Annotated in this window: 11 protein-coding genes; all 11 read right to left on the bottom strand. The window is 39.9% G+C overall.

The annotated features are described in order from the left end of the window. Positions 1 to 7: 7 nt before the first annotated feature. A complete protein-coding gene (aroB, locus tag NXH67_RS17050) occupies positions 8 to 1,111 on the bottom strand; it encodes a 3-dehydroquinate synthase (RefSeq protein WP_022777131.1) in 1,104 nt (367 codons plus the stop codon). 86 nt (positions 1,112 to 1,197) lie between these two features. After that, positions 1,198 to 1,710, bottom strand: coding sequence for a cell division protein SepF (locus tag NXH67_RS17045; protein WP_022777132.1), 513 nt, complete (start codon positions 1,708 to 1,710; stop codon positions 1,198 to 1,200). A gap of 81 nt (positions 1,711 to 1,791) precedes the next feature. After that, positions 1,792 to 3,345: an HlyD family efflux transporter periplasmic adaptor subunit gene (locus NXH67_RS17040; RefSeq protein WP_272798155.1), complete on the bottom strand. Its 1,554-nt coding sequence runs from the start codon at positions 3,343 to 3,345 to the stop codon at positions 1,792 to 1,794. Positions 3,346 to 3,450: 105 nt separating this feature from the next. Next, on the bottom strand, positions 3,451 to 3,870 hold the full coding sequence (locus NXH67_RS17035) for a hypothetical protein (RefSeq protein ID WP_022777134.1): 420 nt from the start codon (positions 3,868 to 3,870) through the stop codon (positions 3,451 to 3,453). A gap of 147 nt (positions 3,871 to 4,017) precedes the next feature. Further along, positions 4,018 to 4,980 (bottom strand): D-alanyl-D-alanine carboxypeptidase family protein, encoded by a 963-nt coding sequence (locus NXH67_RS17030; RefSeq protein ID WP_022777135.1) that lies wholly within the window; start codon positions 4,978 to 4,980, stop codon positions 4,018 to 4,020. Beyond that, the gene (mgsA, locus tag NXH67_RS17025; protein ID WP_022777136.1) at positions 4,964 to 5,359 is read right to left on the bottom strand and encodes a methylglyoxal synthase; all 396 of its coding nucleotides are present in this window, start codon (positions 5,357 to 5,359) and stop codon (positions 4,964 to 4,966) included. The genes NXH67_RS17030 and mgsA overlap by 17 nt, the downstream gene beginning before the upstream one ends. 4 nt (positions 5,360 to 5,363) lie before the next feature. Beyond that, positions 5,364 to 6,488, bottom strand: a complete 1,125-nt coding sequence (locus NXH67_RS17020; protein ID WP_022777137.1) for an FtsW/RodA/SpoVE family cell cycle protein — start codon at positions 6,486 to 6,488, stop codon at positions 5,364 to 5,366. A gap of 15 nt (positions 6,489 to 6,503) precedes the next feature. Further along, positions 6,504 to 9,362, bottom strand: a complete 2,859-nt coding sequence (locus tag NXH67_RS17015) for a penicillin-binding transpeptidase domain-containing protein (protein ID WP_272798154.1) — start codon at positions 9,360 to 9,362, stop codon at positions 6,504 to 6,506. Then, the gene (gene mreD / locus NXH67_RS17010; protein WP_022777139.1) at positions 9,355 to 9,879 is read right to left on the bottom strand and encodes a rod shape-determining protein MreD; all 525 of its coding nucleotides are present in this window, start codon (positions 9,877 to 9,879) and stop codon (positions 9,355 to 9,357) included. Before mreD ends, NXH67_RS17015 begins: the two co-directional genes overlap by 8 nt. A gap of 9 nt (positions 9,880 to 9,888) precedes the next feature. Continuing rightward, a complete protein-coding gene (gene mreC, locus NXH67_RS17005; RefSeq protein ID WP_022777140.1) occupies positions 9,889 to 10,758 on the bottom strand; it encodes a rod shape-determining protein MreC in 870 nt (289 codons plus the stop codon). After that, entirely contained in the window at positions 10,758 to 11,762 is a 1,005-nt protein-coding gene (gene mreB, locus NXH67_RS17000; protein WP_022777141.1) for a rod shape-determining protein, read from the bottom strand. Before mreB ends, mreC begins: the two co-directional genes overlap by 1 nt. Positions 11,763 to 11,772 lie beyond the last annotated feature (10 nt).

Here is an 11,772-nt window from a genome sequence, read left to right as displayed (position 1 = left end):
AAATTATTTAATCATTTGTTTCAACATAGATGATCTCATTAAGAGCAGCTCTCATCTCTTCGTCCGTGACATCCATGGAAACCACTGCCTTACCTATTGCCTTTAGAAGAATAAATCTGACTTTATCGGAATCAGACTTTTTGTCAGACTTGGTAAGACGTATAACTTCTTCCGGGTCAATATCTTCAATGGAAATCGGAAGGTTAAACGGAACAAACATATCCCTTATCTCATAATACTCTTCCATAGAGATCATCTCTTTTTTCCAGGAGATATAAGCTGCTGCGATAGCTCCAAGAGCTACACATTCACCATGGAAAAGTGTAAAATTCTTGGCTTTTTCTATTGCATGCCCGAGAGTATGTCCAAAATTAAGGAGCATTCTCTCCCCTTTTTCTGTGGGATCCTTTTCAACTACCGCCTTCTTGACCAGGCAGCTTCTCTCAATCATTTCAAGAAGTGTGTCATCTTCCTTGTCATTGATCTCATAGATGTTATCAAGAAGCCATTCATAGAATTTCTGGTCTTTGATAAGACCATGTTTCATGACTTCGGCAAAACCTGAAGCATACTGCCTTCCATCAAGTGATTTAAGTGTTGAAATGTTAATGTAAACAAGGCTTGGCATATGAAAAGCTCCAACCATGTTCTTGTAGCCTTCATAATCAACTCCGGTCTTGCCTCCGATACTTGAATCAGTCTGACTAAGAAGTGTTGTCGGAATCTGAACAAAGGCTATTCCGCGAAGATAAGTAGCTGCGGCAAATCCCGCCATATCTCCGACTACTCCTCCGCCCAGTGCAACAATCAGGTCATGTCTGTCAAAATGATTCTCTATAAGGATCTTGTAAATCTTGTTGATATTTTCAAGGTTCTTATTTTCTTCTCCGGCACTAATTGCATGAATGATAACTTTGTCACTGATCTTTGAAAGCTTAGCTGCGATATCATCTGCATATAACGGCTCGACATTAGTATCTGTTATGATTGCAATCTTGCGCCCTTTCTTGCCAATCTGTTCAACTGCAGCTGCAAGACCATCAAAACTGTTGTCAATAATAATGTCATAGCAAGGCTTGTTCTCGTAATTAACTGTAAGTGTTCTGCTCATTATGTTCGTTTACTTCCTTGTCAAATATGATAATACAAAAAGGCTGTTGACTATCAATCTAATGTCAACAGCCTTAAAATATACTATTAGTCGATCTGCTGCGGACCATCTGATATTCCGCCGCCAAGGGCTCCCAGCATTGTCTGGAAATCACCTGAAATATCAACACTTGCAGGTGTGATAATAAATATATATCTTGAAATTTTCTGAAGATTACCGGATATAGCAAAGCATGAACCGGATGTGAAATCAATAATCCTCTGTGCTATATCTACATCTAAGCCTTCAAGATTAAGTACAACTGTCCTGTTAGCAAGAAGTGTCTCTGTGATCTCCCTTGCATCCTCAACAGATGTAGGTTTGATAACAACAACTTCCATACCGGCTGTGCTGACTTTCTTGGATCTTGCAGGCACAACCTTAGGCGCTGTCTTTTTCTTCTCTTCCGTTACTTCGATACTGGGATCATCTTTTCCGATAGGAGCCTGATTGTTGATAGCTTCTATTTTAGAACCTGGATCATAATAGTCGTCGTCGTAATATTCGCCGTCATCCCCATTAAGCTGAATTGCTTTTAAAAACTTATCCATTACGCTCATATCTATTTACTCCTCAATTAAATTTCCCAACAAAAACCCATATAATATTAACGTAGTTTTACACAATCTGTCAACTTTTAATCACTCAGAAGCTTCATTGGAAGATTCAGAATTGCCTTCTTCTGACGTTTCTGTGATTTCTTCCTCTGAAGATATTTCATCCGAGGCTTCAGAAGTGGCATCGCCGCTAACTGAATCAGCGTCGGTAACATCATCGTCATTCCCGGAACCACTATACCTGGATGTACCATTCTCATCAACTGCTGAAGCATCCAGAACTATATAGTCATATACGTTAAGACCATACATGGTATTGGATCTTACAATAGAATACTCTTCGTTACTGTACAGAATCCTTATCTGTCGGAAATCGGCATAGCCCTTATTTATATTGTATACGCCAACAAGAGTATCCGTTTTGCTTACCGTAAACCTGTCATTAGAATCAGTCTTGATAAGCCTGTCTCCTGATCTTAGCTGAGATGTGTCGACATAGTATTCCGTTTCAGTTTCATTATAAATAGTGAGATTCACAAATTCAGAGGTTTCATTGCCCTGCTCGTCATATTTACTGCGTAGAACTCCTGAAGTGTTATCGTTATTCTTGATAACATAATCTTTGGGCAAAAGATAGAAAGTCTTATTCACGATAGATGAATTAGGAATTTTAAGTCCCTTCTGATCCTCTGTTATAAGTTCAATGCTAAGATACCTGTCTCTGCAAAAAGTTATCATCGAATTGGTAAAAGTAAATGCTACGAAGGTATTGCCGTTTTCATCCGTGTAGCTCGATACTTTCCCCCAGGATTCATCCTGATTCTTGATAAATCTGATTTTAACATATTCAAGATCAAGAAGTTCCTGAACCTTTTTCTCGTCATTTTCGTTAATGACTACCGACCACTCCTCGCTGGTACAGAGCTTGAAAACAGGGTCTCCCGGCTTAACCAGGGCGTTATTAATAAGCTGTTTCTTCTCATAACCTTCCTGATCAAAATCTTCTGCCTTGAGGTCATGAAGGCTCTTTTGTTCGTAGCCGTCAATAGAATAGATTACAATTCCGGTATCCGGTGAATATTTGTATCCTATGGAATTGAGTGCGGATCCCGTGTTATTGAGGGACTGGATATTCTGTAAAATATTGTTATTGGCAAGTTTCTGTACAGTTCCGTCGAGACTTATCTTGAAATCGTATACTGTATAAAAAGAATGCTCATCAAAAGTCGAATGGAAGCTTACTATCTGAGATCTTAGTTCAGACATGTCTGAATCAGACAGCGCAGCTTCTTCTGTTCCCTGAGACTTAAGATAATCAAGAAGTTTGCCGGATTCATCAACTGTATAAATCAGATTGCCGACCGCAACTCTTCCGCCCTCAGAGGCAAAATAGTTAACATTTCCGGCGCTGTCGCTTTCAATGATCTTCTCATTTCGAAGAGCTATCGCCTCGTAAATATTGTTACTTGAAAGTGAGCCTTCCTTAACTTCGTAGCCGATTATATGATCCTTTCTCAAATAAGTCACAACACTTATGACCACATAGATGGCTATTACGGCAAAAAAGATCATACCGATGTTGAGATTATTTAAGTTGCCGGGATATTTGGTAATCTTGCGGCTTTTATTCTGTGCCATTCCCCAATCCTTTTTTCTTTCACAGGGCATGTGCCCCTTACTCCTCATAAGATAAGCCGCGGTAATTCCGCGGCTTATCAGAATAATCATATTAAAAATAACTTATCAAAGGGATACAACTACCTTTGATCTTACAGCCTCAGGAAGTTCTGATTCATCCATAGAAACGCTGAGCACGAAGTCAATCTTGAACTTCTCGCTAATCTTTTCAAGCTTTTCAATTGTTTCTGTCATGTCAGTATCTTCAAGACATGCAATCTTAAGGAAACTATCGAAATACATCTGCTGGAGATCATGGTCCTGAGAAATAATACCACTTACGAATCCGATGAACTCATCGGGTGTTGAAATCATAAAATCAGAAACTACTATAAGACGGATCTTGTTGTTTAACTCATACATGTGCTTAGTGTTCTTATCCAAGAAAGCAATACTGCCGAGTACGTTCTTAACCTCGGTATTAACCCTGTCCAATAAGCATTTGGTCTTTCCTTTTCCCTTTTTCCCAACTATTAACTGAACCATTGGCATACCCTCCATCAAGTAAAGATTTAATTGATGTATTAATTATAAGTTATGCAGGGTCAAAACACAACCTAAAATGAAGAATTATTAAATTAAAACAAACGTTATTAAATTTATGTAAAATGGCTCGAATTATCAGTATTCATGCTACTTTGTGATAACTGATAAGAGCTTGGTCATGTCAGAATAAAGGGTTCCGCTGTCACTATCCTTCATGATAACGGAAATATAAGGATTGCCACTGGTATCTCTTGCAAGAAGTATCAAACAATGGCCTGCAGCCTGAGTTGTACCGGTCTTTCCACCGATAACGGTAACGCCTGTAGGCGCGGAGCTCTTGCCGGCAAGATAAGCATTGGTAGTGCCGATGGATACCTCTTTGACTCCTCCTGCCGAATCCAGATATGTGGTATTGTATTCAGTCATATTTATTATTTCACTGAAGGTATCATACTGCATGGCAGCATTGAACATCAGATACATGTCATAAGCAGTGACGTAATGCTCATCAGCGGTAAGACCATGCGGATTGGCAAAATGAGAATTGGTGGCGCCAAGCTTCTTAGCCTCAGTATTCATTAGTTCCACAAATTCATCCACTGAACCTGAAATATTTGAAGCAATAAGATTAGCTACGTCATTTGCTGAATAGATAAGCAGGATCCTAAGAGCCTGATCAAGAGTCATTCTGTCTCCCTGCTTAAGGCCGATCTTCTGCGCTCCGCTCTCTGTTACTCCAACATCGCTGCCTGCAACAAGAACCTGATCCGGGCTTCCGTATTTGAGCGCGCAATAAGCCGTCATTACCTTGGTAAGACTGGCTGGCATCACTCTTTCATTTACATTAAGTGCATATAGGGTTTCTTTGTTTTTTAAGTCAAAAAGACCGGCACTGAGGCCCTCATCGATAGAAATTCCGGCTTCAGTAATATCAGAATTAACAACACAAATCTCTGAGGCATATGTAGGATAAAACATGTTTTGCCTATTGCCTGCCTCAGATGAATCAAGTGTGTATTTAGATGAATAAGAGAATCCGGCACAACCGGATACAGAAACGCTAACAGCAAGGCTCAGTATAACAGCTGTCAGCTTATTTATACATTTCACGCCACTCAAGGTCTCCTCTGTCAAGTGATTTAATAAGCAGTTCTGCGGACGCAAGATTGGTTGCTACAGGTATATTGTGCATATCACAAAGAGTCATGACATTATTGATATCCGGTTCATGAGATTTGACAGTAAGAGGATCTCTAAGAAAGATCACAAGGTCAATTTCATTATGTTCAATTGCTGCACCGAGCTGCTGTGAGCCGCCCAAATGTCCTGCGAGATATTTATGAATTGAAAGGTTGGTTACTTCCTCTATCAGTCTTCCGGTAGTTCCTGTAGCAAAAAGATCATTTTTACTAAGAATACCTCTGTACGCAATGCAGAAGTTTTGCATAAGTCTCTTTTTTGCGTCATGTGCTATAAGTGCGATGTTCATTAACTTACACCCTCCCCAGGTTATATTTGTTACTTTGGAGTCTTACATTTAAAACAAAGCCGATTCCCATATAGACAGAAAGAAGCGATGTCAGACCATAACTTACGAACGGAAGCGGAATACCGGTGTTGGGAATAACTCCCGTTGCAACACCAATATTGATGAACCCCTGAAATCCGACCCAGGCTCCTACACCGGCAGCAATTACCTCACCGGCTCTGTCTTTGGCTTTTAGTGATATCAAAAAGCATTTAACTGAGATACAAAGAATCAGGAGAATAACAATAAAAGCTCCAATAAATCCCAATTCTTCGCCTATAACAGTAAAAATAAAGTCTGTCTGAGATTCTGAGATGAATCCTCCATTTAGAACGGAACTGATCTCATTGGTATTGTAACCTTTGCCGTAGAGCTGCCCGGAACCTATGGCCATCATTGAATTAATAGTCTGATAAGCCTCGGAATTGGCATAGTCCTCGGGATGAAGCCACGCAAGAATACGCCTCTGCTGATAAGGTTCAAGGATACTGCTCTCACCCTGTACAGCATTATAAATTACAAATAAAACTGTTGGTATGGATACAGTTAGTACCGCCGCAACTATCTTCCAATTGATTCCGGCAACAAACATGATGCAGCTAAAGATTGTCATTACCATGATACAGGTAGAAAGATCCGGCTGACTTGCAATCAGGCCCAATGGCACCGCCAAGAGAATAAGGCAGATTAAAACAAAACCCAAATGCTTAACTTTATCTTTATATTTCATAATAAACTGCGCAAAAAATAAAATCAATAAAATTTTGGCTGTCTCTGAAGGCTGGAAGGTGATTCCCAAAATATTAATCCATCTCTGGGCACCGTTTGTGGTACTTCCCAGCGGAGATTTAACCAATGCCAAAAGTGCCACATTTACAATATAAAAGGGAATATACAATTTAATCAAAAAAGAATAATCCAATAAGGAAATGAATACCATCAGGAATATTCCTGCGGCAAGTCCGGCTATCTGCTTGGTCACAAAGGAAGGCTGAGCCGAACTAATGGCAAACAACCCTATTATCGTGAGCGCTATGGACATCGCAGCCAGTGCGAAATCATAATTGATTATTTTGTACTTCTTTATCATAAAAAAATTTCCTTTTTAATCAGCATTAATAGCGCCATCCTGCAAGGTCTGTGCTGTTCCAGAAATGATCTCATCCTCATCCATAAGGTCAAAATAATAAACCAGCGCATCCTTGGTAATCTGAGCCGCATAAGCGGATGTATAACCATTAGCTATTCTGGTAGCAATGGCAATCTCAGGCTTTTCATAAGGAGCATAGCATACAAAAAGGGAATGGTTAGGCCTGTTGGCTGATTCCTGGGCTGTACCGGTCTTACCTGCAACATTTACGCCAAGATTGGTGTAATAAGGCTTATCCTGAACCACCTGTCGCATTCCAAGATGAATCGCATTCCAGTAGGAATCAGGCATATCGATGGTGCTTCTTATCTCTGCAGAATTCTCTTCGAGAAGGTTACCGTTGGAATCCGTTGTCTTATCTACCAATGTGAGATTGTAGCAGGTTCCGCTGTTAGCTACAGTTGTAACATATCTTGCAAGACCTACTGTTGTATAGGCCTGATTACCCTGACCAATCGCTGTTCTTACAGAGTCCTGATTGGATATCTGAGGTTCTGATTCAGCTATCTCAATACCTGATTTTTCAGTAAGTCCGTAGAGGTCAACGTATTTCGCAATCTTTTCAAGACCGACATCTGATTTGTAGGAATCTCCCGAAATACCAAGTCTGTAACCAACTTCGTAGAAGAATACGTTACAGGAATTCCTGATTCCACCGGTCACATTAAGTCCTCCGTGGGCTCTGGGATAAACCCAGCATTTTGGCGGATGATCAAGCTTATCAAAAATACCGTTGCAGTATATGATTGAGTCGGTTGTTATAACTCCTTCGTTAAGGCCGGCTGTTGATGATATCATCTTGAAAGTAGAACCCGGAGCAGTTTTTTGCTGCGTAGCATAATTATACAGCGGATTGGACTTATCACTTCGAAGCTTAGCATAGTAGGCCGCATCAACACCGTTGGCCATCATGTTGTTGTCATATCCGGGATAAGAAACAAGCGCAAGCACATCACCGGTATTAACATCCGTAATAACCATGGATCCGGTACAAGGGTCCAAAGCCAGCTGCGCAGGGGTGATATCCAGCTTCTGAATTCTGTTGATCATAAAGCTGTATGCACTCTCACCGCTTCTTTGCCATAAAGAAAGCTCGTCTTCATCAAGAGTAACGGCTTCCTGTTCAAGAAGTACATCACATACCTGTGTTCCGCTAATATATCCGTCAAGAAGAAGGTATTTGTACATTCTTGTCTGGAAATCATAATCTGTTTCAAGAACCTTAGAGGTATACGTAACGATCTGATTAAAAATCTGTTCAGAATCCGCATACTGATTGTCAATTTCCAGTTTGGAAACATCGATCCAGTTCATCGCAATGGCATATTTCAGGTACTCTGCAAGTGAAATAGTCTCATCTGTAGTCCAGGCAATGTACATGGAATCTTCTCTATCCACCTTGGATGTGTCCAAAATACCATTGGAATAAAGCATGGCAGCAATATGACTCATATACCACTGGTATTCCTTGGATAACTGATCATAAGGAGTTTTCTTCTCATTGAGCTCAGTCTTTATCTGCTCAAGAACATTTTCATTTTTCTCAACAAAGGCTGCATACACTGCCTGCTCATTTTCATTGGCATCCTTAGCGGATAGATGATTGATGTTAATTACATCATTGTCAAACATAGCAAAATAGACATCGTAAATCGGTATTACGATGTTACTGGAGCTGGAGGCTGAAGTATAAGTATAAGTTTTGACATTCTGTATCTTTGAAACAAGAATACCGGCAAGGGACTGCTCAATAATGTTATAGCAAGCCTCAGTAAGATCCTTATCAATTGTAAGGTATACATCATTACCGGCAACAGAATCCACATAGTTACTGGTCTCAATTACCTGACCTGTATTATCTACATATACGGTTTCTGAACCTTTTTTGCCCTGAAGAACACTCTCCATGGCCTGTTCGATACCGGACTTTCCAACAGTATCGTTAATTCCGTAAGAAGGGTTAGTCAAAACAAGCTCGGCAAGTTCATCTTCAGATACCTTGCCTGTATAACCCAGTACCTGTGAAAAATATACTGAGTCAACATACTTTCTTGCAGTGCTCTCATTGATTGAGACACCGGTAAGGCTCTCGGAATTCTCCATAACATCAGCTACTGTTTTGTCACTGACATCAGAAGCTACTATAGTATCAATGTATTTCTGATACGAATTTGCCGCCATGTTAAATCTGACATTCAGTATCTTAAGTGCCCTGTCAGGCGTATAGCCAAGTCTTGGGGTAAAAGTAGAGTTGTCATCTTCCACTTCGTTGGAACCTATTCCATAGGTCTTGCACAGATCATCCACAACCTCTGTTGCTGACTTTGTTTTTTCCTCGTATTTGAGGTCATTAACGGAAGCATGGCCGTAAACATCCGCAAGAAAACGAAGAAGTGAATTGCCCTCAACTGTAAATTCATAATTACCGCTATCGTTGATAATAATATTGAAATCCTGATCGACACTGTCGCCGTTCTTTTCAATTATTTCAATAAGCTTATCAAGCGTAGCGTTGATCTTCTTGTTCTTACCGGAGCCGGATTTATAAACATCTTCAATAGTGACAGAATTGGCCAGCTCGTTGTAAGCAAGAAGATTGCCGTTTCTGTCATAGATATTGCCTCTGGCTGCAGGAATGCTTTTTTCCTTCTTGATTCGCAGTTTAAATGAATCAAGATAATACTCACCATTAATTATCTGTAGCGAAAAAAGTCTATAGATCATGATCGATGCAAGAAGGATCAATACTCCACAGACCATCACAGCTCTGGACGTTATGAATTTAATCAGATTCTCTTTAAATTCATCAAACAAATTTCTTTGCTTCCTTTTCTTCCTTCTCATCTATATCGTTATTTATCCGCAGAATCAAAGGATAGTATAATATCGCAACAATGGCCGTGTAGACCATTTCAGGAATAATCACATTCATCATATAGTAACCAAGATTGAACTTTGTTCTGAACAAAAACATGAGAACATAGCAGACAAATCCAAAAACAAAATCCGAGATTGTTATGATGACAATGGGAATCGCAATATTCTGAGTATAGAATATCTCATGGAATTTACCTACCACGAACCCTATATACATATAGATCAGAGCAAAGAAGCCTATATATGTGCCAAAAAACACATCAACCAAAAGACCACAGAAAAAACCGCAGATCAGGCCTTGTCTGTCACCTTTGATAAAGGCTGTGGCTGACGTAAGGATCATCAGAAGATTAGGTGCTATATCACCGAAATCCAGAACTCTGAATACCGTTGTCTGCACTATAAATGAAAGAATTATTAAGATGAAGTTCGTTAATACTCTTCTGATATTCATCGGGTACCTTTACTGATTGGTGTCTTTCTTTTGTTCCAAAATAACAAGAACAACATTCATATGCTCAAAATCAACTGCAGGTGTCAGTGTTCCTGACTTGGTAAGATTGTTGGAGTCATCATCAAGCGTGGAAATATAACCTATAAGGATTCCGGGAAGATACTTATCACTGATATTGGAAGTAACAATCTTATCTCCCACTTTAACCTTATCTGCTTCGTCAACAAGCTTGGAAAAATTTATAAGTCCCTGGCTGTATAATTCCAGGTCACCGGATACAATCAGATTATCCGAGGAAGACAGAACCATACCTGAAACAGAAGAATTATCTGCGATTATAGACTGTACTTTGGCCCAATCAGGTCCTACATCCATTACTCTTCCCACAAGACCTGCGCCGGCAATAACATTCATATCAACGGCAATGCCATCGTCGCTTCCCTTATCAATCACAAAGGAGTAATACCAGTTACCGGCATCCTTGGCGATTATTCTGGCTCCGGTCTTCTTGTAGTTCTCATATTGAGCATCAAGAGCATAGAGTTCGCGAAGTTCAGTGAGCTCATACTTTTCCTGTTCAAGATTGGTATTGGCTATAGTTAGTTCATCAATCTGTTCCTTTAGCTGTTCATTCTCAGAAAGAAGCTGAGTAATTGATGAGAGCCTGTCTCCTGACTGTTTGAGAAATGTGCCAACGGTGGTTATACCCTTCTGAAAGGGCACAATAAAAATACCTGTAAACGAATTCAAAGGTCCGGTAAACAGGCTTGTATTAAAGGTTATGACAATCATTCCCGTACATACTATTGTTAAAATAAAGAGGAGATATTTACTTGGCAGAGTAAATTTGTCTCCTCTTCTCTTGATAATGGGACTCATTATTTATCCTCTTCAATTCCATATGCAAGAGCTTTGTACTGATCTTCTCTTATGATCTTGGCAAGTCCAAGGGCACCTGAGCCGATTGGATTCTCAGCGATATTAACATTAAGACCTACGCCGTTTGAAAGTCTCTGTGCAAGATGACATACCTGAGAAGCACCACCTGTAAGGTAAAGTCCGTGCTTGAAAATATCAGCAGCAAGCTCCGGAGGAGTCTTCTCAAGTGCAGCTTTGATGTTATCAAGGATAACATCGAAGTTCTCGATAAGTGCCTGATTAAGAAGATCTGTAGGAATCTTACGCTCAACAGGAAGACCTGTTACAATATCTCTTCCGTAAACAACAGCTTCCTTACCCTCTTTCTCAAGTTCCTTAAGAGAAATCTTAACATTTTCGGAGGTCTTCTCACCGATAAGAAGTCCAAATTCCTTACGAATCACGTTTCTGATGGACTCATCAAACTTCTTGCCACCGACCTTTATAAGCTTACTTACAACAATACCTCTAAGAGAAAGAATAGAGATCTCAGTTGTATCATAGCCTACATTAACAACAAGAACACCCTGTGAATTCATAACGTCAATATTCATTCCAAGGCCATCTGCAAGAGGCTTCTTAACCATCATGATCTTTTTGGCTTTGATTCCTGCATCATTGATAAGATCATGGAAAGCTCTTCTCTCTACCTCTGTTACGTCCTTGGGAACAGTGATATATACTTCGCAGGGCTTAACATTACCTTTCATCTGATCTGTAAGGAAAAGCTTAACCAGAGTCTCCATATGCTCAATATCAGCAATAACTCCGCTGTTAAGCGGATAAGAGATCTTGATCTTATCGGGAGCCTTCTCATACATCTCATATGCAGAATTGCCATAAGCAAAAACATTTGTCTTGTTCTCGATGGCGATCATATTCTTCTCAACTGTGAGGTTATCCTCATCTCTGTTGTAAATCTTAATATTACTTGTTCCAAGATCGATTCCGAAAATATTAGCCAAAACTTCCTCC

This window comes from Butyrivibrio sp. DSM 10294 (assembly GCF_028539135.1).
Lineage (GTDB): Bacteria > Bacillota > Clostridia > Lachnospirales > Lachnospiraceae > Butyrivibrio.
Note: the sequence above shows the minus strand (reverse complement) of the source record. Positions and strands in the feature narration are given on the sequence as shown.

Coding starts and splice junctions, on each gene's coding strand:
- NXH67_RS17020 (WP_022777137.1), bottom strand. CDS start 6,488: ATGATAAAGAAGTACAAAATAATCAATTATGATTTCGCACTGGCTGCG.
- aroB (WP_022777131.1), bottom strand. CDS start 1,111: ATGAGCAGAACACTTACAGTTAATTACGAGAACAAGCCTTGCTATGAC.
- mreC (WP_022777140.1), bottom strand. CDS start 10,758: ATGAGTCCCATTATCAAGAGAAGAGGAGACAAATTTACTCTGCCAAGT.
- mgsA (WP_022777136.1), bottom strand. CDS start 5,359: ATGAACATCGCACTTATAGCACATGACGCAAAAAAGAGACTTATGCAA.
- NXH67_RS17045 (WP_022777132.1), bottom strand. CDS start 1,710: ATGAGCGTAATGGATAAGTTTTTAAAAGCAATTCAGCTTAATGGGGAT.
- NXH67_RS17035 (WP_022777134.1), bottom strand. CDS start 3,870: ATGGTTCAGTTAATAGTTGGGAAAAAGGGAAAAGGAAAGACCAAATGC.
- mreD (WP_022777139.1), bottom strand. CDS start 9,879: ATGAATATCAGAAGAGTATTAACGAACTTCATCTTAATAATTCTTTCA.
- NXH67_RS17040 (WP_272798155.1), bottom strand. CDS start 3,345: ATGGCACAGAATAAAAGCCGCAAGATTACCAAATATCCCGGCAACTTA.